The organism is Pseudomonas sp. NFXW11 (genome assembly GCF_049887815.1).
Lineage (GTDB): Bacteria > Pseudomonadota > Gammaproteobacteria > Pseudomonadales > Pseudomonadaceae > Aquipseudomonas.
The window spans coordinates 437,241-458,100 of the sequence record NZ_JAGEKI010000003.1 but is presented as its reverse complement, the minus strand read 5'-3'; the positions used below and the strand labels follow the sequence as shown (position 1 = coordinate 458,100).

The window sequence follows — 20,860 nt, the reverse complement described above, 5'->3', positions numbered from 1 at the left end:
GCGCCATGCACGCCAGTCTTTGCTAAAGTCGCGGCCTTACTTTGCCATCACGGATGATTTATCGATGTTCCGTTCCCTGTTGTCCGGCCTCTGCCTGTTGGGCGCCGCCGGTTTGGTCCATGGCCAACCCCTGTCCCCTGCCGAGCAGTTGCTCAATGACTTTTCCCGTTGCGACGGGCAATTCTTCAAGGCCCTGAACAGTGCCCAGCTACCGCCCAACAGCCTGAGCCTGGCCCAGTACGGTGCGGTCAAGGCGCCCAAGGTGCTGAACCCGTTGCAGGAAGGCGGCCGCTACCAGGCCTTCGAACAGCCGTTGCTGGTCAATGGCGTGCGCCTGCTGGGCTACTACAACGAGGCCCGGTCACTGAAATCGGTGGGCAACCTGCTGTTCTGGGGCTTTATCGCCGAGGGTGAGCCCAGGGAAGTCGCCGCGGCGCTCAAGCCGTTGCTGGTGGACAATGCCCGCCTACAGGCCGATCGCAGCGCCATGACCCGGGCCGAGATTCGCCGCGTTGGCGACCCGATCGAGCAATGGCGTACCCAGGGCCTGGCGGGCGGTGGCGTGGCCACACCGTTCGGTTTTGTCGAGCGGGTGCTGAGCATCGACAAAGGCATTGCCAACGCACCGATCGCCGGCCGCACCACGATCTTCTGCAGCCTGCAGGGCACGGTCACCGCGCCGCTGCTGCAGGTCTATCGCCCTGATCTCAACGCTCATCTGCTGGATTGAAAAACATGCCTTCATTGTCTGTTCGCGGGTCGATCCTGCTGCTGTGTTCCCTGGTGCTGAGCGGCTGTGCCGGCCTGCAGAGCCAGGATCAGATCAACTACGCCCATTGCCGCCTGGTGGGCCAGGCCTCCAAGGCCGAGAAATTCGAGGTGGTGCTTCAAGAGGCCGACTTGTGCCTGGAGAAGAACCAGCTGTCCAAGCCGATGCAGAGCCTGGTGTACTGGCTGAAATCCGATGCCTACGCCAACTTCAAGCGCTACCCGGAAGCCATCGCCGCCAAGGAAAAATCCATCGAGTTGGAAGCCAAGCCCGATGCCCGCGCGGTACTCGACTTGAGCCGTCTGTATCGTGAGGCGGGCAACCCGCAGAAGGCCCTGGAGCTGGTGCAGTCCAACCTCGACAGCAACCTGGGCGAGGCGGGCAAGGGCGCCGGTTTCAACATGCCGACCTACTACCACCTGGGCCAGGCCCTCTATGACCTGGGCCGCTACCGCGAGGCCGCCGAGGCCTACAGTGCCGGGCTGCAAAAGCAGCCGGACTATGCCTGGGCCTTCTACCACCGTGGCCTGGCCTACGACAAACTGGGCCAGACCGACGACGCCCGCGCCGACCTTACCCAGTTCGCCAAGCGGGTGAACCAGAAGTACGTCGAGCCGCAGCACCAGGCCAAGCTGACGGAATACAAGATCGCTCTGCCTTGAGCCAAGCCTTGCATGAGCAATAAAAAAGGCTCGCCAGCAGGCGAGCCTTTTTTCATTTCGCGTAGCCCTATTCCCAGGGGATCAGGGGGCTTGGAAGGTCTGCAGATAAGCCAGTAGATTGTCGATTTTTTCCTCGTCGCTCAGGCCCCAAAAAATCATCCGGGTGCCGGGCACCACGGCCTTCGGGTCTTCCAGGTACTGAATGAGCTTGTCCCGGGTCCAGACGATGCCCGACGACTTCATGGCCGTTGAATACTGGTAGTCCGTGGCGCTGCCGGCCGGCCGCTCGATGATGCCGTTGAGCTGCGGTCCAAATGAGCTGCGCACGTTCGGGCCGATATTGTGGCAGCCGCTGCACAGCCGCTTGAACAGTTTGCCGCCGGCTTCAGCGTCGCCGGCCAGGGCCGGGGAGCCGAGCAGGTTTGCGCCAAGCACCAGGGTCAGGGTCATTGCTGCAATGGGTTTCATGTTGTGCCTGTGTCCAGCGGAAATCGGCGGCTATTTGATCACGAAGTGCCTGTGTCGGGGACCGGTTGCGGCAATTTGCTGCGGCGGTCGGCCTGGCTTTCGCCAGCGTTGCGTATCCATAACTTCGGGCACTCAGCACGGTGTCATTGCGGCGAATCGATCTAAGGCCATGTGCTTGTTTTTACTGGGTTAATAGGGCTTCCGCCGAAGGGGCTCGAAGAGCGGCTTGGGCGGGGTCGCCAGGCGACTAAACTGGTGGATGTCTCAGTGGCGGATGTGGCTGCCGAGGCAAGGAGGTGTCAAATGGCTATTCGTGATACCTATCGGGAAATCGAGCAGGCTCTGGGCCTGGTACCAGAGTGGATCAAGCAGATGCCGGAAGGCGGGGCGAATGGATTCTGGGGCATGGCACGGGATTTCTGGCTGGCAGACACTCAAATCCCCAACAAGTACAAGGAGCTGATTGGCCTGGCGGTGTCCGGAGCGACCCGCTGCAAGTATTGCGCGCTGTTCCACACTGAAGCCGCGCGCTTGTTTGGCGCGACCGACGAGGAAATCTCCGAGGCCAGCTTCATGGGGGCGCTGACCATGATGGGCAGCACTTACATCAACGCCCAGCAGATCGACTACGAACAGTTCCGGCAAGAAACGCTGAGTATCGTCCGCTATGTCAAAGATCACGCCCAGCCCCAGGCCGCCTAGGCCGTTGCGGGGTCCTGCCCGGCGTCAGCTGATAAAGGACAAGTTGCTTGCACTCACCGGCGATGGTCCCAGGACCACCGCCCGGTGGCAGGCGGCCGTGCTGCGCGCCATTGATGAACTGATGCGCTCCGGCGCCGGCGCCAGCGAGGAAAGCCAGGACCTGCGCATCCCCTTCGCCAAGGCACTGTACGGCTTCTACGCCGGACGCAAATCCGATGCGGAACTCACGGAGATGGTGCTGTTGATGCTTGAAGCGGAAACGGCGCCCTTTGCCCGCCCAACAGCGCCGGATGCGGGTTGAAATCAGCGCGACGGCCTGCCAATCCAAGCGGCTTCTTCCCGGTGTGCGCTGCCCAGCAGGCGCTCAATATCGAGGCTGCCATGCCAGGGATATCTCTGGATTTGCCGGAAGATCTTGCGAACTCACTTTCCGATCTGGCCAAGACCAATGGTCAATCCGTGAGCTACTTGGTGATGGATGTTCTTAGCGACTACATCGAACACAAGAGGGCGCTAACCGCGCAAATTGAACGGGCGGTGGAAGAGGCTGATCCAGGTAAGCTCGGTACTGACGACCAAGTGGCAGCGATGCGAGCATGGCGAAGAGGCTGAAAGCTTACTGAACAGAGCGCCATGCTTGCCTCAGGTTCCGCCCTCCAGCGTCACCCTTCATCGGCCTGTGCGTTTTCGTTCGGATTCCGCACGATCCCTTTTCAGCGTGGCCGCTTGCTACGTCGCTTGTTATGTTTGGAAGAAACAACAAGGCCCCGCATCGCTGCGAGGCCTTGTTTGTATTGTGCCGGTACCAGGAGTCGAGTCTGGGACCTACTGATTACAAGTCCAAGAGTAAGGCCAATGAATATTGGTGGTTAAAAATCATAGTGAGTTGTTAATTAGGGTGCGCGCCTTGTTTGGTACTTAAGCCATCAACTTTGTCGATCTGAGTGATTTAGTTGAGCTAGTCGTCTGCACTTTGGCCTATGCAATAGAACCGTGTGTCGTACGAGCTACTATTTAGTTGAGTGCTACCACTAATATGATATCCTCCCGCCCTACTCGATTTGTTTCTGCTTGAAGCAGTTTTTAGCCATGCAGGCTGCAGGTGGATGGAACCGTTTAATATTTAAATGGATTTATTAAATGACAATGATTGCTCTTCCGACCGTTGAGTCCGTAGCAAATAAAAAACGCCTAGCTGTAGTTGATGGGTTAAGAGGAGTAGCGATACTGCTCGTGATTTATCAGCATGGATTTGCACCTGGACTAATGGAGTCGTATAAAAAAATTACAGGCTTTGCCTTCCCTTATGTAATGGTGGATGCATGGATGGGGGTTAGCTTTTTTTTCGTGCTATCTGGATTTGTTCTCGCGCTGCCTTATTTCATAGGTCGTCGAAATATAACTTCACCTGGCGAGATCAAACGATATTACCTTCACAGAGCAAATAGGCTTCTACCGCTTTTCATATTTGTGACTTTCGTAAGTCTCGCTTTTTACATACACAAAGGTGAGGTCGGTAAATATAGAGATATGTTTATGATGGTTTCCACGGCGAGCATGCTATCTGATCGTTACTTCTTTCCGTCGATCAACCCGGCATTTTGGTCGCTTATGGTTGAAATTTGGTTCAGCATTGCGCTTCCCGTCGTTCTCTTATCAATAAATAAGTTTGGGCTAAAGAAAACAGCGCTGTCAATTTTTTCCATAGCACTGGCTTTGCGAATTGGCGGGTCTTATTACGAGTTCGGCATGGTAATTATCAATCCTTTGAAGGATTTTTTTATTGCCCGTTGTGATGACTTCGTTGCTGGCATGGTAGTTTGCTATCTCTATATCAACGGCAGATTACCTAATAAGCCAAAAATATGTCTTGCTGCCGGTATAGTCCTGGTTTTATTGGCAGCGTTGGCTTGGGATTTTATCACGTTGGAGAAGATCCCCAGAGTTCTTGGCGCATTCACAAACATTTTTGCAAGTGTCGGGTTTAGCCTTGTGCTGGTTGCCGCGCTGCAATCAAAGTCGTTGCTGTCAAGATTTTTCTCTATGTGGTGGCTCAGATTGTTGGGGGCAATGTGTTTCTCGATTTACTGCTGGCACCTGCTCGTTATTTCTCAGCCTTTGATAGAAAATCTGGGCGCGCTGAAGATGGAGCTACAATTCTGGCTAACTCTACTTGTTTTGTCCGCATTTACTTATAGATATATAGAAAATGCCAAAGAAACATCCATTAAAAAGATTTTTATGCTAAATGGTTGATCTGCGCTCAGTTGAATATGCAAAATTATTGCACTCAGTTACAAAATTCTGCGCAACGACTGAAATATTTTCGGTCGTGTATTTTTACACCGATATGATTAATTAAAAATTGAATTACCTATCGGGTATCGCTTTAAGGCTTGTAGAAAGCGCTGAGGATACTGCCGCCTTCTGAAAAAATGCGGCGGTGTCTATAGGGGCGGGTGCTGGTCCAAGAGAATGGGGCTGTGCGGTGAGTTGGATGTTCATCGCTTGCACCAAGTCGAGCAAGTCACATAGCACTTGCAGTACGTTGACCCCGTCTGCCTCCCAGCCATACGTTTCTGAACGACAGAAACACGAAAGCCCCGCATTGCGGGGCTTTCAATATGGTGCCGGCACCAGGAGTCGAACCCGGGACCTACTGATTACAAGTCAGTTGCTCTACCAACTGAGCTATACCGGCGTGTTAGGGCGACGATTATAGCGATTGGCGGGGTTCTGTAAACCCCTGAAATCTGACTATTTTTGCGTAGGTCCCGGAGAGTTGCATGCGCTGCGTTCCTGGGGGCGTGCGGGATCGTGTCTGGTGCCAGGCTGCTGTCTAGTTTCATTTCCTGTGCAGACTGAGTTTCTTCGGTCGATAACCTGTCCATGCGCCATGAGGCATGGTTTCAACCCGAGGAACGATCAGCAATGGAATTCAGAACACTTAGCCTGTTGGCCGCGCTGTCATTATTGGCGGCGTGCAGCGTCAAGCCGGTGCAGCCTTATTCGGAGCCGCCGCTTAGTGTGCCCACCGCGCAGTTGCGGGTGATCACCAATGGCGAGGTGCGCGGCGATGCCTATGCCGGCTGCCAGGGTGACAGCAAGCGGCTGGCCAAGGCGGGGCGCTTTGGCAGCGAGCAGCGGGCCAATGTCAATTACCCGCAGTTTCCAGAGCAGCCTCGGCATATCGACATGCTGGCGCGCTTCGCGCCAAAGCTGCCGGCCTATGTGGGCTCGATTCGCCGAGGCGAGGGGCTTTACCAGGAGGTCGCCACCGAGTATCGGGTGCCCGCGGGTGTGCCCTTTCTGCTGGAGGGCGGTGGGGTAGCGGCGGGCGGTGCCGGCAACAGTTATCACACCTGCCCGGCGGTGAAGAAGGTGGTGGTGTTCGAGCCGGGCAAGAGCTACGAGGCCTATGTCGGCCTGAACTACATCCCGGTGGCGGGCGGCGAAACCCAGGCCCTGTGCGCCTTCGCCGTGTATCAGCTGCTGCCCCTGAGCAAACCCGGGTCGGCCATGCCGCTGGCGCTTGAGTCCAGGCCTGCAGCCGAGCGGCATTGCGCCGCTCAGTAAGAGTTCGCAAGCAGTGCCCGGCCTGATTCCTCAGGCCGGGCAAGCGTTCCTCAGGCCTCCCAGCCCGCTTCGCCCACCGCCTTCTGCACCAGCGGATGCAGCTCGGCCCCTTGCTCGTCGCGGTGCCAGGCCAGCAGCTCCTGGCGCATGGCCGGGGTCCAGAACATCTGCATATGGTTGCGCACGCTGAGCACCGCCTGCTCCTGGTCCGGCTCGTTGGCGAAGTAGGCGGCGATCTGGTTGGCCATCTTGATCAGGTTGGCGCTGCTCATCGGCGTGCCTCCGCCTTGCTGCTCCGCGAGCGGCGGCGCTCATCCAGCAGGCGATGCTGTTCGTCGCTGAACTCCTGGTAGCGTTTCTGCCATTCGGAAGGGTGGTAGACGCGGCTGACCTCCACCGCCGTGACCTTGTATTCCGGGCAGTTGGTGGCCCAGTCGGAGTTGTCGGTGGTGATCACGTTGGCCCCCGACTCGGGGAAGTGGAAGGTGGTGTAGACCACCCCCGGCGCCACCCGCTCGGTCACCCGAGCACGCAGCACGGTCTGCCCGGCGCGGCTGCCGATGCCCACCCAGTCGCCTTCGTTGATGCCCCGGCTCTCGGCGTCGGTGGGGTGGATTTCCAGGCGGTCCTCGGCGTGCCAGGCGACGTTGTCGGTGCGCCGGGTCTGGGCACCGACGTTGTACTGGCTGAGGATGCGGCCGGTGGTCAGCAGCAGCGGGTAGCGGCCATTGACCTTCTCGTCGGTGGGCACGTAGCCGGTGAGCATGAAGCGCCCCTTGCCGCGCACGAATTCGTCGATATGCATGGTCGGGGTGCCATCCGGCGCGGCCTCGTTGCACGGCCATTGCAGGCTGCCGTGGCGGTCCAGGCTGGCGTAGCTGACGCCGGTGAAGGTCGGGGTCAGGCGGGCGATCTCATCCATGATTTCCCCGGGGTGGCTGTAGTTCATCGGGTAGCCCAGGGCCGCCGCCAGGGCCAGGGTGCCTTCCCAGTCGGCCTTGCCGCCCAGGGGTTCCATGACCTTGCGCACCCGGGAGATGCGCCGCTCGGCGTTGGTGAAGGTGCCGTCCTTTTCCAGGAACGAACTGCCCGGCAGGAACACGTGGGCGAACTTGGCGGTTTCGTTGAGGAAGATGTCCTGCACCACCACGCATTCCATGGCCGACAGCGCCGCGGTTACGTGCTGGGTGTTGGGGTCGCTCTGGGCGATGTCCTCGCCCTGGCAGTACAGGCCCTTGAAGCTGCCGCCCAGGGCTGCTTCGAACATGTTGGGAATGCGCAGCCCGGGGTCGGCCTGCAGGCTGACGTTCCAGGCCTGCTCGAACTGCTGGCGCACCGCCTGGTTGGAGATATGCCGGTAGCCTGGCAGCTCGTGGGGGAAGGAGCCCATGTCGCAGGAACCCTGGACGTTGTTCTGCCCCCGCAGCGGGTTCACCCCAACCCCTTCACGACCGATATTGCCGGTGACCATGGCCAGGTTGGCGATGCCCATCACCGAGGTGCTGCCCTGGCTGTGTTCGGTAACCCCCAGGCCGTAGTAGATGGCCGCGTTGCCGCCGGTGGCATACAGGCGCGCGGCGGCGCGAATGTCTGCTGCCGGCACGCCACAGATGGCGCCGAGCACTTCCGGCGAGTTGTCGGCGCGGCTGACGAAATCCCGCCACAGGGCGAAGGCCTCCGGCTCGCAGCGGGCGTCGACGAATTCCTGATTGACCAATCCTTCGGTGACTATCACATGGGCCAGGGCATTGAGCATGGCCACGTTGGTGCCCGGGCGCAGGGCCAGGTGCAGCTCGGCGCGGGCGTGCACCGAGTCCACCAGGTCGATGCGCCGTGGGTCGATGACGATCAGCTTGGCCCCTTCACGCAGGCGCCGTTTGAGCTGGGAGCCGAACACCGGGTGGGCGTCGCTGGGGTTGGCGCCCATTACCAGTATCACGTCGGCCTGCATCACCGAGTCGAAGCTCTGGGTGCCGGCGGATTCCCCCAATGTCTGCTTGAGGCCGTAGCCGGTGGGCGAATGGCAGACCCGGGCGCAGGTGTCGACGTTGTTGTTGCCGAACGCCGCGCGCACCAGCTTCTGCACCAGGTAGGTCTCTTCGTTGGTGCAGCGGCTGGAGGTGATGCCGCCAATGGAGTCGCGGCCGTATTTGAACTGGATGCGTCGCAGCTCGCTGGCGGCGTAGGTCACCGCTTCATCCCAGCTGACTTCCTGCCAGGGGTCGCTGATGTGCTTGCGGATCATCGGCTTGGTGATGCGATCCGGGTGGGTGGCATAGCCCCAGGCGAAGCGGCCCTTGACGCAGGAGTGGCCGTGGTTGGCCTGGCCGTTCTTGTCCGGGACCATGCGCACCAGTTGGTCGCCCTTCATCTCGGCGCGGAATGAACAGCCCACCCCGCAGTAGGCGCAGGTGGTGATCACCGCCCGTTCCGGCTGGCCCAGTTCCACCACGCTTTTTTCCATCAGGGTGGCGGTGGGGCAGGCCTGCACACAGGCGCCGCAGGACACGCATTCGGAATCGAGGAAATTGTCGCCGCCGGCGGCCGCGACCCGGGAGTCGAAGCCGCGACCGTCGATGGTCAGGGCGAAGGTGCCCTGGACTTCCTCGCAGGCGCGCACGCAGCGGTTGCAGACGATGCACTTGCTCGGGTCGTAGTCGAAGTAGGGGTTGGAGGTGTCTTTCTGCTCCTGCAGGTGGTTGGCGCCGTCATAGCCGTAGCGCACTTCCCGCAGGCCCACCTGGCCGGCCACGGTCTGCAGTTCGCAGTTGCCGTTGGCCGAGCAGGTCAGGCAGTCCAGCGGATGGTCGGAGATGTACAGCTCCATCACATTGCGGCGCAGGGTCGCCAGTTTCGGCGTCTGGGTGTGCACCACCATGCCTTCGCTGACCGGCGTGGTGCAGGAGGCCGGGTAGCCGCGCATGCCGTCGATCTCCACCAGGCACATGCGGCACGAGCCGAAGGCTTCCAGGTTGTCGGTGGCGCAGAGCTTGGGAATGGTAGTGCCCAGCAGGGCTGCGGCGCGCATCACCGAAGTGCCCTGGGGCACGCTGATGCTGCGCCCGTCGATGTTCAGGCTGACCTGCACCTGGCTGTCGCGGGCCGGGGTGCCGAAGTCCACGGCATTCAAGTCGATGTCTTTGGCTGGGTCGAAAATACTGATCATTGGTCGGCCTCCGAGGGCTGCAGACCGAAGTCGGCGGGAAAGTGCTTCAGGGCGCTGGCCACCGGGTAGGAGGTCATCCCGCCCAGGGCGCACAGCGAGCCGTATTGCAGGGTGTCGCACAGGTCCTTGAGGATGATTGCCTGCTGCTGGCGCTCCTCGGCGTGCGGGGCGGCCAGTAGGCGGTCGATGACCTCCACGCCGCGGGTCGAACCGATGCGGCACGGGGTGCATTTGCCACAGGATTCCTCGGCGCAGAACTGCAGGGCGAAGCGCGCCATATGGGCCAGGTCGAGGCTGTCATCGGCCACCACCACGCCACCGTGGCCGAGCATCGCGCCCATGGCCGCGAAGGCTTCGTAATCCAGTGGGGTATCGAACTGCGCCGGCGGCACCCAGGCCCCCAGGGGGCCGCCCACTTGCGCGGCCTTCAACGGACGGCCGCTGGCGGTGCCGCCGCCGTAGTCTTCCAGCAGTTCGCGCAAGGTCAGGCCAAAGGCCCGTTCCACCAGGCCGCCGTGGCGCACATTGCCGGCCAGTTGGAACGGCATGGTGCCCAGGGAACGGCCCATGCCGTAGTCGCGATAGAAGGCCGCGCCCTTTTCCAGAATCAGCGGCACCGAGGCCAGGGTCAGCACGTTGTGCACCAGCGTCGGCTGGCCGAACAGGCCTTGCAGGGCGGGGATCGGCGGCTTGGCGCGAACGATGCCGCGCTTGCCCTCCAGGGAGTCCAGCAGGGCGGTTTCCTCGCCGCAGATATAGGCCCCGGCACCCACCCGCACCTCCATGTCGAAGGCCAGGCCGCTACCGCCGACATTGGCTCCGAGGTAACCGGCATCCCGAGCGATATCCAGGGCCTGGCGCAGGGTCGCCACTGCCTGTGGATATTCCGAGCGCACGTAGATATAGCCATGGCTGGCGCCCACGGTGATGCCGGCGATGGCCATGCCTTCGATCAGCAGGAAGGGGTCGCCCTCCATCAGCATGCGGTCGGCGAAAGTGCCGGAGTCGCCCTCGTCGGCATTGCACACCACATATTTCTGTTGCGGTGGCGTGTCGCGCACGGTGCGCCATTTGATCCCGGCGGGAAAGGCCGCGCCGCCCCGGCCACGCAGGCCGGAATCCAGCACCGCGGTCACCGTTTGTTCGCCACCCAGGGCGATGGCCCGGGCCAGGCCCTGGAAGCCGCCATGGGCGCGATAGTCGTCCAGGGACAGGGGCCGGGTGATGCCGGCACGGGCGAACAGCAGGCGCTGCTGATTCTTCAGGTAGGGCAGGTCCTCGACCCGGCCCAGGGCCAGGGGATGGCTGGCGGGGTCGCCCTGTAGGGCATCCAGCAGGCCGGGTACGTCGGTGGCGCTCAGCGGGCCGAAGCCCAGGCGGCCATCCGCGGTGTCGACTTCCAGCAGCGGCTCCAGCCAGTACAGGCCGCGGGAGCTGGTGCGTTGCAATTGCAGCGGCAGTTGGCGCTGCTCGGCCTGGGCGGCGATTTCACGGGCCACCTGATCGGCGCCCACGGCGCGGGCCAGGGAATCACAAGACAGATAGAGGCTGGGCATCAAGCGTCCTCCCGGCAACTGGCGAGCAAGGCGTCCAGGCGTTCGGCGCTGACCCGCGCATGCAACTGGCCATCCAGTTCCAGGGCCGGCGAGCAGGCGCAGGCGCCCAGGCAATACACCGGCCGCAGGCTGATGGCGCCATCGGCGCTGCTGCCGTGGTCATCCAGTTGCAGGCGTTCGCGCAGTTGCGCCGCCAGCTGTTCGGCGCCGCGGCTCTGGCAGGACTCGGCGCGGCACAGGCGCAGGATATGGCGTGCCGGCGGGGCGCTGCGAAAGTCATGGTAGAAGCTGATCACTCCGCGGACTTCGGCCTGGCTCTGGTTCAGCGCATGGGCGATTTCGGGGATGGCCAGGTCGGGGATATAGCCGAGCTCTTCCTGGATCTGGTGGAGAATCGGCAACAGCGCGCCCGGGGCGTCCTTGTGGCGCTCCAGCAGGCGGTGGATCACAGGCAGTTGCAGCGTTTCATCAGGCATACAGCATTCCTCACGGTCACGGACACACCTGCTGGTTGTCGGCTGTCCGAAAGTCTCGGCTGCGGCTCTGTTTGCCACGTCACGGTAGCGCGGCGTTTCAGGCCGTTGGCCATGCACCCTGAATGGGTATCTTGTTGTACCCGGTGCGGTCATTGCCGCACCTGTTCAGGGCATAAAGGGCAGCTTGACACGCTGCCTCTGATTCATCGGCACGAAAGCGACTTGTTCAGTTCCGAATACGACCACCTTTTCAGTCTAGAAGAGCCTGGACGAAGGGATGGAAAGGGCTGTGCACTATCGGCCAGAAACCGGGGACAGGAGGATGATTTCGATCAGCTTGGAGGCGAATAGCCGGCACGCAGTGGAAGGCTCTGGAGGGGGTTGTGTGGCGAGGGTGCTTGCTCCCGCTGGCGAGCGAAGCCCGCCCATTGCCTGAGATCCCTGATCTTGCAGGTCTATTGCGGGTTCAGGTTTTGCGGCCGCTGCGCGCCCGAGCGGGAGCAAGCTCCCTCGCCTCGGGGGGCTGTCATGAACGGGCTCGGCGCTGGGCGGCGTATTGCAGTACCAGGCGACCGATCAGCACCAGCAGGGTCAGGCCGATCAGCAACACGGAAATCGCTGCCACGCTGGGGTCGACGTTGTCCCGCAAGCCGCCCCAGATTCGCCGCGGCAGGGTGTTCACATCGACGCTGGTGATGAACAGGGTCACCGCCACCTCTTCCCAGGACAGGGCAAAGCTCAGCAAGGCGGTGGAGAAAATCCCCAGCTTGAGGTTCGGCAGCATCACCAGGAAGGTGGTCTGCATCAGGCTGGCGCCGAGGTTGCGCGAGGCCAGTTCGATGCGCCGGTCCACCTGGCTCAGGGCTACCAGCATGGTCACCACGCCATAGGGCACCACCATCACCACATGGGCGATCACCACCCCGGGCAGGGTGTCGTAGCCCCAGCCGGGCGCCAGCTGGCCAAGCCGGGTTTCCATGAAATACAGCACCAGCGCCGAGATCACCGGCGGGATCGCCATGGGCAGCAGCACCAGGCCGATCAGCAGGGTCGCCAGGCGCGAGCGCAGGTACCAGATGCCCAGGCTGAAACTCACCGCCAGCAGGGTGGCGATCAGGCTCGTGGCGCTGGCGATGGCCAGGCTCTGGCCAGCGCTCGACAGCCAGTCGGGGTTGCTCAGCAGTGCCTCGTAGTGCCGCAGCGACCAGTTGCCCTCGGGCATCGATAGGTAGCGCTTGGCGGTGAAGGACACTGGGATCACCGTCAGCAACGGGAACAGCATGAAGGCCATGGCGACCACGGCGATCAATCGGGTGGTCAGGGCAGTGCGATGTGTATTCATAGTGATCTCAACCCACCAGTCGATTGACACGGGTGATGCGCATCAGCAGCCAGATCAGCGCGCTGACCAGGCCCAGCAGCACCAGGCTCAGGGCCGCGCCCAGGCCCCAGTTGCTGGTCTGGAACATCTGCAGGAACACGTATTCGGCGATCATCACCGTCTGCCCGCCACCCAGCAGCACCGGGGTGATGAAGAAGCCCAGGCAGAACACGAAGACCATGATGAAAGCCCCCAGCAGCCCCGGCAGGGTCTGCGGCAGCAGCACCTGCCAGAAGGTCCGCAGCGCGCCGGCGCCCAGGCCGCGCGAGGCCAGCAGCACGCGCTGGTCGAGCTGGCGCATGCTCGACAGCAGCGGGAACAGTGCATAGGGAATCATGAAGTGCAGCATGCCGATCACCACCCCCAACTCGTTGCGGGTCAATTGCAGGGGGTGATCGATCCAGCCCAGGGACAGCAGGCTGTCGTTGACCACGCCGTTGCTGCGCAGGGCGATCAGCCAGCCGAAGGCCCGCACCAGCACCGAGATCCAGAACGGGATGAACACGCAGATCTCCACCATGCGCTGCCAGAACGGCGGGCTGAACACCCAGCAGTAGGCCAGCAGGTAACCGATCAGCAGGGCCAGCAGGCTCACGGTCAGGCACAGGCGCAGGGTGCGCAGGAGCATGTCGTGGATCGCCGGGTCGCTGGCGATGCGCTGGTACTGTTCGATGCCGGGTTCCGGCAGGGTGAAGCTCCAGCCCACCACGCCGCAGAACGGCAGCAGGTAGAACACCACCAGCAGCAGCGGCAGGGGCAACAGCAGCAGGCTGCGTTCCAGGCGTGCGGTACGGGTTGCACTCATGCTCGGCGGCTCACTTGGACAGGTGGGTCAGGTACTGCTCCAGGGTGCTGGAGTAGTGGTCGGCGTACCACTGGGTATCCAGCAGGATCTGCTTCTTCATGTTGGCCGCCGAAGCGCAGTTGATCTCCAGCTGTTCGGCGCTCATCAGTTGCTGGGTGGCGGGGTTGGAAGGGCCGTTGCCCAGGAGTTCGAACAGCTTCAACTGGCCGGCCGGTTGCAAGGCGTGCTGGATGAACTGCATGGCCGGGCCGGGCCCTGCCGGGTTCTGGCTGAGCACGCCCCAACTGCTGTTGGTGAGGAAGGCGTTGTCGTAGCCCCACTGGATGCGGCCGCCGCTGTCTTCGTGCAGCAGTTTGGCGCGGGTGTGCCAGAGGGCGCCCATGGAGGCTTCGCCTTCGATCATCAGTTGCTGGCTTTCCGCGCCAGAACCCCAGAACGACAGCACATGGGGCTTGAGCTCGTCGATCTTGCGCAGGGCCCGGGGCACGTCCAGCGGGTACAGCTGCTCGGCGCTCACGCCGTCGGCCAGCAGCGCGGCTTCGAGCATGCCGTTCATCCATTTGTAGAGGGTGCGCTTGCCGGGGAATTTCTCCACGTTCCAGAAATCCGCCCAGTCCTTGGGACCGTTGTCGCCGAATTTCTGGCTGTCCCAGACCAGCACGTAGCTGAGCAGGTAGCCGGCGATGCCGTAGTTGTGAGACAGCTCCGGGGCCACCTGGTCGCGCTGGATCACGCTGTAGTCCAGGGGCTGGAGGATCTTTTCGCGGCCCAGGTTCAGGGCGCTGTAGCCTTCCATGTCGACCACGTCCCAGCTCGGCCGGCCGCTGGCCAGCTGTGAGCGGATCGCCCCCTCGGTGGGGCCGGCGCCGTCGATGCGCACCGGGATGCCGGTGCTCTTGGTGAAGCTGTCGGTCCAGGCGCTGCGGAAGGCATTCAGCGCGTCGCCTCCCCAGTTGACCAGCACCAGGGGCTTGTCCGCCGACCAGCTGATACCGCTGCGCAGGGCCAGGGGCACGGCCGCCAGCAGGCCCATGGCCTGGATGAAGGTGCGGCGGTCGATCTGCCCGCCACGGGCTTTTTCAATCAGGATTTCGATGCAGTCGCGTTGGTGATGCTGGCTCATGGGGCAAGTCCTCGCGAGGCCGATGCGCCAGGCGCCGGCCGTTTGTCATGGGTCTTTTTACGAAAACCGCAAAGCGCCACCGGCGGTGGCAGCAGGCTCGCTTCAGGCTTCCAGGAGGAAGCTGTGGCGCACCGGCCAACTGAGCCACACCGGGGTGCCGCTGGGCAGGCGTGCGCCAGGGTGGTCACCGGGCACCGAGAGGTTCACCGGCGCCAGTTCCGGGCTGATGTTCAGCGCCAGGTGAGTGCTGGAACCCTGGTACACCCGGTCACCGAGGCAGGCCGGCAGCACATTGTGTTCGCCCAGTTGCGGGGGCTCGGTGTGCAGCGTCATGTGTTCCGGGCGCACCGCCAGCAACTGTGGCTGATTGCTGATTTCCCCGGTGGTCGCGGCATGCAGCGGGTTGTCGCCGCAGCGGCCGCTGGCCTGGCTGCCATGGCGGGAAATGCCTTGCAGGGGAAACAGGTTCATCTTGCCGAGAAACTCGGCGACGAAGCGATTCCGTGGCCGGTCGTAGATGCTTTCCGGGGTATCGACCTGCGCCAGGTGCCCCTGGTTGAAGATGGCGATGCGGGTCGACAGGGCCAGGGCCTCGCCCTGGTCGTGGGTGACAAAGACGAAGCTGGTGCCCACCTGGCGATGGATGCGTTGCAGCTCGCCCTGCAGTTGCTCGCGCAGGTTCTTGTCCAGGGCCGACAGGGGTTCGTCGAGCAACAGCATGTCCGGTTCGAACACCAGGGCCCGGGCAATGGCCACCCGTTGCTGCTGGCCGCCGGACAGCTCGGCGGGCTTCTTGTGCTGATGGGCACCCAGGCCCACCACGTCGAGGATGTGCCTGACCCGGCGCTGGCGTTCGTCGGCTTTCACCCCACGGATGCGCAGCGGGTAGGCAACGTTGTCGGCCACGCTCATGTGCGGGAACAGTGCGTAGCCCTGGAACACCATGCCGTAGTTGCGCTTTTCCGCCGGCCGCCGGCTGATGTCCACGCCACGTTCCAGCAGCTTGCCGGCGCTGGGGCTGAGAAAGCCCGCGAGGATCATCAGGAGGGTGGTCTTGCCTGAGCCGGAAGGGCCCAGCAGGGTGAGGAATTCGCCTTGGCGAACGTCCAGGTCGATGCCATCCAGGGCGGTGAAGTTGCCGTAGAACTGGCTGATTCCTTGGGCGCTGAGTTGAGTCGAAGAGCTGCTGGACACTACAGAGTTCTCCCGCAAAGCCGGCCTGCGCTATGGAATTTTTATTGTCGGAACAGCAGGCGGTGAATTCATTATTGTGAAAAGCAACGCCACATCAATGGAATAATTTTTGCCTCATTGGTGAGTGAAATTTCCCAATTGCAAGGCTTCAAGGCTCGCCAGCGGGGCGGTCGATCAGGCCCTCGGCGCTGACCTGCAACTGGTTCTTCAACCAGGCGCCGAAGGCCTGCACCACCGGACGCTCGGCCTTGGCCGGGTCGATCACCAGGAAGTAGCCGCGCAAGGCGCTGATGGCGATATCGAAGGGCCGCACCAACAGGCCGCGAGCCAGGGCATCGCCGCTGAGCAGGTTGTCGCCGATGGCCACGCCCTGGGCGGCGATGCAGGCCGACTGCGCGCAATGGGCATCGGAGAAGGTGATGCCGCGGTCCGGATCGACCTGGCTGGCCCCGGCGGCGGCCAGCCAGACTCGCCAGTCGCTGCTGTCGCTCATGTGGATCAGCGGGAAGCCCTTGAGCTCCTGCGGGCTCTTCAGGCCGCCAATGGCGTTGATCAGGCGCGGGCTGCACACCGGTGAGAAACTCAGGCTGACGATCTGCTCCACCAGCAGCCCCGGCCAGTCGCCGATGCCGTAGGCAATGAACAGGTCGGCCTCGGCGTCGCTGGTGTCGTCCTGGGTGCGCGGGCTGACCACTTGCAACTGCACTTGGGGGTACTGGCGCAAGAAGCCGTTGAGGTGATTGCACAGCCAGAAACTGGCGAAGCCCGGGTTGCAACTGATGCGCAATTTTCCGCAGACCGCCAGGCCGTCCAGGCGCCGTCCGGCGTCCTGGATATCGGCGAGGATGCGCCGCACTTCCCGGGCATAGCACTGGCCCTGGTAGGTCAGGCCGATACCCCGGCCGACCCGCTCGGTCAGGGCCAGGCCCAGGCTCTGTTCCAGGCTGATGATCTGGTGGCTGATGGCGCTGCGAGTCAGGCTCAGGTGGCGGGCGGCAGCGGTCACGCTGCCCAGCCGGGCCACGGCATCGAGGGCGCGCAGGGCGGTGATCGAGGGATAGCGCATACCACCTCCGGGTCGAGGGAACCTGCAGTCGGCGGCGGATGGCAAGCTGCGGGCCGCGCCGCAGTATGGGCCGCGCCGACGGCAAATTGGTTAATTTTCTTGGACATTGGCGGCGAAAAAAATCGATTGATGTGGTCGTGGCTTCACCAATACTGAGCCTCGATCCGGCCGCAACCGACCGGACCACCTCCCCTAACAACAAGAGATCCAGCCGGCTGCGGCGCCCTGGCGCCGGTCGCTCGGAACCTGGATCAGCAGGAGTGCCGTGGATGTCGCGCTACAAGGAATTCGCCATCGATTGGGTTGCACGTCACCGCCAGCAGCTGTCGGACTGGCATCAGATCATCTGGCATTACGCCGAGCCGGCGTTCCGTGAGTACAAGTCCAGTGCCTGGTATGTCGAACGGCTCGAGGCCGAGGGTTTTACCGTCGAGCGTGGCAGCGGCGGCATGCCCACGGCCTTCTGCGCCACCTTCACCCAGGGCCAGGGGCCGCTGCTGGCGACCTACGGTGAGTACGACGCGGTACCTGGCAACTGCCAGGCGGCCACGACCCGCAAACAGCCGCGCGATGGCCTGTCGCGCTTCGCTCCGGGGCACACCGACCCGCACTCGGCCCTGGGCATCAGCGCCCTGGGCGGGGCGCTGGCGGCCAAGGCGACCATGCAGGAGTTCGGCCTGCAGGGCAGCATCCGCTTCTTCGGCGAGCCGGCGGAAAAGCTTCGCGCCTCCAAGCCGGTGCATGCCGCCAAGGGGTACTACGACGATCTGGACGCGGCCATCAGCTTCCATCCCACCTATATGCTGCCGCTGAACAACACCACCACCTGGGACACCCACTGCGGCATCGCCTACGCCTATATCTACAGCTTCACTTGCGAGGAGCCGGAGCAGTGGATCGCCGCCGATCGCTACAGCCCGATTCCGCAGAACCACCTGGCGGCGCGGGCACCGGGGGCCAACGATGCCCTGGTGCACTTCTATACCTTGAACGAAAGCCTGCGCCGTTCGACCCTGCCGTTCACCGGCCTGTGGAGCTACAACGAGGCGATCCTCACCGCCGGCCAGGCCACCGCGGACAACCTGCCGCCGCACCTGTCGCAGATCCAGTACCTGCTGCGCTGCGACTCCATCGAGCAGGCCGAGACCATTTCCCAGGTGATGGACAACAATGCCGCGGCGGCGGCCATGGCCACCGGTTGTCGCTGGAAAAAGACCTGGGTGTGCAAGTCCCGGGGCGGTTTGCCGAACCATGTGCTGGCCCAGGCTACCTACGACAACCTGGCGGCGGTGGGTGCCCCGCAGTGGGATGAAGAGGCGCGGGAGATCGCCCGCGAGATCCAGCGCAACCTCGGTCTTGAGGCCATGCAGCGGCCCTTCCTGGCGGCCACCGAAACGCTGATCGAGCCCCAGGAGTGCGAACGCCAGATGCGTCTGCAAATGCCTGCCTGGCAGAACTACCTGACCTCCGACGACTACCCGGAATACACCTGGCATTGCCCCACCGTGCGCCTGTTGGTGGCCCGGCCGATGCTCAGTGCGCCGCCGGGGGTGGTGTACCCGGATTGGGTGTCCAACGCCCTGGGCGGCATGCGCCAGACCATCGACCCGATGATCGACGTGGCGGCCAAGACCATCGCTGCCACCCTGGTGGACTTGCTCACCGAACCCCAGTTGCTGGCGGCCGCCAGGGCCGAGTTCGTCGAGCGCACCGGCGGCGGCATCGGTGGCAGTCGCTGGCAAGGGCCCCTGCTGCCCAGGGACTTCCAGGTGCCCCACGATTTCCGCTGGCCGGAGTACATCAGCACGGCACGTGGCGAGGAGTGGTGGATCCCGGCGCGGGCGGATGAATAGGGCGGCCTTATGCCGCAGGCTTGCGGTGTTTATGCACAATGCGTTGGTGCCAGGAACGCTGGCCGGCGAGTTTTGTGCGTCAGTTCTCAATCCTGCGTAACTGGCTGTTTTTTCGGTATTTTATTTTATGAGTGAAAAATGATCAGCTGCTGAATGGTGCTCAAGACTGCGGATTCACAGATCTGTCATGGATTCCATCAACAGACTTATCCACAGGTCGCGACCTTTTGTAGCAGTGCGCGGGAAGGCGTTTGCAGGTCGCGGCTGATCACCGGTAATGGGCAGCCTGAAGCAACGGAGCGCCCATCGAATCGGTCCGAGCCCGGCAGTGCACCGGGCTCGGACCTTAGCAGCCAGCGGATGCCGGTAGGTCGTCAATCAGGGGTACTTGACGCTCGGCTTGGTGAGGGGAATGGACAGCTCGTGACGGAACAGGTTGTTGCTATCTACCGCTTCCTTCAGGCCAATCAGTGTGTCGATCAGTGCTGTATCCGCGCCGTAGTAGAGGTTCAGCCAATCAGGGTCTACCGCGCCGCTGCTGGTGTACTTCATGTCCACATCGGGATAGTTGATGTAGCAGCCATCGTATTGCGGCCGTTTTGGCTTGCCACCGTGCACCGCGGTGTAGATATCGCGGATCCACTTCAGTTGCTCCCCATCGTCGGCGGCGTTGGTCCAGTAAGTCTGGTATTGAGCCTTGAGCAAGGAACTTCGTTGTGGAACGGCAGTGGTGCCTTTGCCTCGGCTGTTGATGGCTCCGCCATAGGAGTCGATTTGCACCAGCGACTGGTTGAAGCGCTTGTTGGGGGTTGCCGTGGTCAGGTGGGTCAGCAAGGCATTGCAGGCCGTGTCGGAAAACTGCTCGACCTGATAGTCGGACTTGTACTTTCCTCTCTGGTTATTACCCGAACCGTTAATCATCTGGGTCACGTAGAGCCAGTCCATGGCGTGATGTTCGGCGGCGCAAGTCACTGCCCGGCCGGCATGGGAATGTTTGTGCGGCAGGATGTTGGGTGCAATGAAACCGTCATGCAGAGTGGGAATTGCGCCCGCTGCGGCATTCATCTTGCTGATGAAATCATTCAGCGGAATATCATTGTCGCCACCCACCAGGCCATTGGGGCCAGTGTATTGAATGGCCAGTACCACACTGTCCGAGGCATCAATATGATTCAACTTCAACAGGGTGAACAAGCCGCCATTACCCACGCCTTCTTCAAGGCTGGTGGCGTTGGCGTCGTTGTCGGAGAACCATTGCCAATAGGCTTTAAGGAAGGCCGTGAAGTTGGGCTTCAGGTCTTTCCATGGATAGGACAGGGGAATCCAGTAGGCTTTTTGCGGTGCTTCTGGAAGTTCGTCGAAGTAATAGGCGGTGATGATTCCGAAGTTGCCGCCACCGGCGCCGCAGCAGGCGGTAAACAGATCCCGATCCACGGCGCTGGCGCTGTCGGCACGTACATGGCGGAACTCCAGCTGCCGCGCGCCGCTGACCGGCGTCAGGATATCCACGCCGGTCACCCAGTCCACGGTCAGGCCATGCATGCGCGACAGCAGACCATAGCCACCGCCACTGATATGACCGCCCAGGCCCACGGAATAACAGGAGCCACCGGGGATGGTGCGGCCCGCTTGCCGATACAGCGACAGGTAACCGTCCCAGTTCTGATTGCCGGTGAATGATCTGAAACGGTAGGTGTGGTTCTGGCTGTCCCAGGCTGAAGTGATGGTTTTCTCTTCGCTGTAATCCAGGCCTTTCATCTCGCCGACATCGATGATGGCGAGTTTTTCCGATTCATTGGGCAACTTGTTGGAGACAAAACCTTCGTAGCAGTGGCCACCACTGCGCACGGTAATTCGGTTGTTGTTGCTCAGTGCAGTGTTGGCTGCGGCCAGTACTTCATCGGGGGTAGTGCACACATAAATGGTGTTGGCACCTTGCTCGATACTGGGCGGCCAGCGCAAGTTGAAACCTTTTTGCAGGGTTTCGTAAGTCTTTCCCTCTTTGTCGACAATTTTCATCATTAACTCCTGTAAGTAGTGGCGGCTGTGGCCGCTTCCATTTT

General features: G+C 62.1%; 19 protein-coding genes and 1 tRNA gene. 8 read left to right on the top strand and 12 right to left on the bottom strand.

Annotated elements, in window-relative coordinates:
• Positions 1-64: 64 nt before the first annotated feature.
• Together J4P02_RS07810 and J4P02_RS07805 are read left to right on the top strand one after the other, a co-directional pair.
• A complete protein-coding gene (locus J4P02_RS07810) occupies positions 65-730 on the top strand; it encodes a hypothetical protein (RefSeq protein WP_426188996.1) in 666 nt (221 codons plus the stop codon).
• A gap of 5 nt (positions 731-735) precedes the next feature.
• Positions 736-1,431, top strand: coding sequence for a tetratricopeptide repeat protein (locus J4P02_RS07805; protein WP_426188995.1), 696 nt, complete (start codon positions 736-738; stop codon positions 1,429-1,431).
• Between the two features lie 81 nt (positions 1,432-1,512).
• On the opposite strand, the gene J4P02_RS07800 is transcribed toward J4P02_RS07805, so the two are convergent.
• On the bottom strand, positions 1,513-1,899 hold the full coding sequence (locus J4P02_RS07800; protein WP_426188994.1) for a c-type cytochrome: 387 nt from the start codon (positions 1,897-1,899) through the stop codon (positions 1,513-1,515).
• Between the two features lie 303 nt (positions 1,900-2,202).
• Here J4P02_RS07800 and J4P02_RS07795 point away from each other — a divergent pair, with 303 nt between their 5' ends.
• From J4P02_RS07795 to J4P02_RS07780, 4 genes are all read left to right on the top strand, one after another.
• Positions 2,203-2,601, top strand: a complete 399-nt coding sequence (locus J4P02_RS07795; RefSeq protein ID WP_426188993.1) for a carboxymuconolactone decarboxylase family protein — start codon at positions 2,203-2,205, stop codon at positions 2,599-2,601.
• A gap of 43 nt (positions 2,602-2,644) precedes the next feature.
• On the top strand, positions 2,645-2,902 hold the full coding sequence (locus J4P02_RS07790; protein ID WP_426188992.1) for a hypothetical protein: 258 nt from the start codon (positions 2,645-2,647) through the stop codon (positions 2,900-2,902).
• An 80-nt stretch (positions 2,903-2,982) separates the two neighbouring features.
• Positions 2,983-3,213, top strand: a complete 231-nt coding sequence (locus J4P02_RS07785) for a CopG family ribbon-helix-helix protein (protein ID WP_426189012.1) — start codon at positions 2,983-2,985, stop codon at positions 3,211-3,213.
• A 528-nt stretch (positions 3,214-3,741) separates the two neighbouring features.
• Entirely contained in the window at positions 3,742-4,857 is a 1,116-nt protein-coding gene (locus J4P02_RS07780; RefSeq protein ID WP_426188991.1) for an acyltransferase family protein, read from the top strand.
• A gap of 369 nt (positions 4,858-5,226) precedes the next feature.
• Here J4P02_RS07780 and J4P02_RS07775 read toward each other — a convergent pair.
• Positions 5,227-5,302, bottom strand: a tRNA-Thr gene (locus tag J4P02_RS07775).
• A gap of 230 nt (positions 5,303-5,532) precedes the next feature.
• Between J4P02_RS07775 and J4P02_RS07770 the strand changes: the two genes are divergently transcribed.
• Positions 5,533-6,177, top strand: coding sequence for an amidase (locus J4P02_RS07770; RefSeq protein WP_426188990.1), 645 nt, complete (start codon positions 5,533-5,535; stop codon positions 6,175-6,177).
• Between the two features lie 50 nt (positions 6,178-6,227).
• Here J4P02_RS07770 and J4P02_RS07765 read toward each other — a convergent pair whose 3' ends face one another.
• The 9 genes from J4P02_RS07765 to J4P02_RS07725 form a co-directional block, all read right to left on the bottom strand.
• Positions 6,228-6,449 (bottom strand): formate dehydrogenase subunit delta, encoded by a 222-nt coding sequence (locus J4P02_RS07765; RefSeq protein WP_426188989.1) that lies wholly within the window; start codon positions 6,447-6,449, stop codon positions 6,228-6,230.
• On the bottom strand, positions 6,446-9,343 hold the full coding sequence (gene fdhF / locus J4P02_RS07760) for a formate dehydrogenase subunit alpha (RefSeq protein ID WP_426188988.1): 2,898 nt from the start codon (positions 9,341-9,343) through the stop codon (positions 6,446-6,448). Before fdhF ends, J4P02_RS07765 begins: the two co-directional genes overlap by 4 nt.
• Positions 9,340-10,899, bottom strand: a complete 1,560-nt coding sequence (locus J4P02_RS07755) for a formate dehydrogenase beta subunit (protein ID WP_426188987.1) — start codon at positions 10,897-10,899, stop codon at positions 9,340-9,342. Before J4P02_RS07755 ends, fdhF begins: the two co-directional genes overlap by 4 nt.
• Positions 10,899-11,375 carry a formate dehydrogenase subunit gamma gene (locus tag J4P02_RS07750; RefSeq protein WP_426188986.1) on the bottom strand — a complete coding sequence of 159 codons (477 nt, stop codon included), beginning with the start codon at positions 11,373-11,375 and terminating at the stop codon, positions 10,899-10,901. Before J4P02_RS07750 ends, J4P02_RS07755 begins: the two co-directional genes overlap by 1 nt.
• Before the next feature lie 526 nt (positions 11,376-11,901).
• Complete coding sequence (locus tag J4P02_RS07745; protein WP_426188985.1) at positions 11,902-12,717, bottom strand: ABC transporter permease; 816 nt, start codon at positions 12,715-12,717, stop codon at positions 11,902-11,904.
• Positions 12,718-12,724: 7 nt separating this feature from the next.
• Complete coding sequence (locus J4P02_RS07740; protein ID WP_426188984.1) at positions 12,725-13,561, bottom strand: ABC transporter permease; 837 nt, start codon at positions 13,559-13,561, stop codon at positions 12,725-12,727.
• 10 nt (positions 13,562-13,571) lie between these two features.
• Positions 13,572-14,684, bottom strand: coding sequence for an ABC transporter substrate-binding protein (locus J4P02_RS07735; RefSeq protein WP_426188983.1), 1,113 nt, complete (start codon positions 14,682-14,684; stop codon positions 13,572-13,574).
• 102 nt (positions 14,685-14,786) lie between these two features.
• The gene (locus J4P02_RS07730; protein WP_426188982.1) at positions 14,787-15,878 is read right to left on the bottom strand and encodes an ABC transporter ATP-binding protein; all 1,092 of its coding nucleotides are present in this window, start codon (positions 15,876-15,878) and stop codon (positions 14,787-14,789) included.
• A 148-nt stretch (positions 15,879-16,026) separates the two neighbouring features.
• Positions 16,027-16,944: a LysR substrate-binding domain-containing protein gene (locus J4P02_RS07725; protein WP_426188981.1), complete on the bottom strand. Its 918-nt coding sequence runs from the start codon at positions 16,942-16,944 to the stop codon at positions 16,027-16,029.
• Positions 16,945-17,213: 269 nt separating this feature from the next.
• Between J4P02_RS07725 and J4P02_RS07720 the strand changes: the two genes are divergently transcribed.
• The gene (locus J4P02_RS07720; RefSeq protein ID WP_426188980.1) at positions 17,214-18,797 is read left to right on the top strand and encodes an amidohydrolase; all 1,584 of its coding nucleotides are present in this window, start codon (positions 17,214-17,216) and stop codon (positions 18,795-18,797) included.
• 378 nt (positions 18,798-19,175) lie between these two features.
• Here J4P02_RS07720 and J4P02_RS07715 read toward each other — a convergent pair whose 3' ends face one another.
• Positions 19,176-20,816, bottom strand: a complete 1,641-nt coding sequence (locus J4P02_RS07715; protein WP_426188979.1) for an FAD-binding protein — start codon at positions 20,814-20,816, stop codon at positions 19,176-19,178.
• Positions 20,817-20,860: the final 44 nt, after the last annotated feature.

What these genes read in the sequence shown, in the direction of transcription:
- J4P02_RS07810 (WP_426188996.1), top strand. Translation starts at nt 65, where the DNA reads ATGTTCCGTTCCCTGTTGTCCGGCCTCTGCCTGTTGGGCGCCGCCGGT.
- J4P02_RS07805 (WP_426188995.1), top strand. Translation starts at nt 736, where the DNA reads ATGCCTTCATTGTCTGTTCGCGGGTCGATCCTGCTGCTGTGTTCCCTG.
- J4P02_RS07800 (WP_426188994.1), bottom strand. Translation starts at nt 1,899, where the DNA reads ATGAAACCCATTGCAGCAATGACCCTGACCCTGGTGCTTGGCGCAAAC.
- J4P02_RS07795 (WP_426188993.1), top strand. Translation starts at nt 2,203, where the DNA reads ATGGCTATTCGTGATACCTATCGGGAAATCGAGCAGGCTCTGGGCCTG.
- J4P02_RS07785 (WP_426189012.1), top strand. Translation starts at nt 2,983, where the DNA reads ATGCCAGGGATATCTCTGGATTTGCCGGAAGATCTTGCGAACTCACTT.
- J4P02_RS07780 (WP_426188991.1), top strand. Translation starts at nt 3,742, where the DNA reads ATGACAATGATTGCTCTTCCGACCGTTGAGTCCGTAGCAAATAAAAAA.
- J4P02_RS07770 (WP_426188990.1), top strand. Translation starts at nt 5,533, where the DNA reads ATGGAATTCAGAACACTTAGCCTGTTGGCCGCGCTGTCATTATTGGCG.
- J4P02_RS07765 (WP_426188989.1), bottom strand. Translation starts at nt 6,449, where the DNA reads ATGAGCAGCGCCAACCTGATCAAGATGGCCAACCAGATCGCCGCCTAC.
- fdhF (WP_426188988.1), bottom strand. Translation starts at nt 9,343, where the DNA reads ATGATCAGTATTTTCGACCCAGCCAAAGACATCGACTTGAATGCCGTG.
- J4P02_RS07755 (WP_426188987.1), bottom strand. Translation starts at nt 10,899, where the DNA reads ATGCCCAGCCTCTATCTGTCTTGTGATTCCCTGGCCCGCGCCGTGGGC.
- J4P02_RS07750 (WP_426188986.1), bottom strand. Translation starts at nt 11,375, where the DNA reads ATGCCTGATGAAACGCTGCAACTGCCTGTGATCCACCGCCTGCTGGAG.
- J4P02_RS07745 (WP_426188985.1), bottom strand. Translation starts at nt 12,717, where the DNA reads ATGAATACACATCGCACTGCCCTGACCACCCGATTGATCGCCGTGGTC.
- J4P02_RS07740 (WP_426188984.1), bottom strand. Translation starts at nt 13,561, where the DNA reads ATGAGTGCAACCCGTACCGCACGCCTGGAACGCAGCCTGCTGCTGTTG.
- J4P02_RS07735 (WP_426188983.1), bottom strand. Translation starts at nt 14,684, where the DNA reads ATGAGCCAGCATCACCAACGCGACTGCATCGAAATCCTGATTGAAAAA.
- J4P02_RS07725 (WP_426188981.1), bottom strand. Translation starts at nt 16,944, where the DNA reads ATGCGCTATCCCTCGATCACCGCCCTGCGCGCCCTCGATGCCGTGGCC.
- J4P02_RS07720 (WP_426188980.1), top strand. Translation starts at nt 17,214, where the DNA reads ATGTCGCGCTACAAGGAATTCGCCATCGATTGGGTTGCACGTCACCGC.
- J4P02_RS07715 (WP_426188979.1), bottom strand. Translation starts at nt 20,816, where the DNA reads ATGAAAATTGTCGACAAAGAGGGAAAGACTTACGAAACCCTGCAAAAA.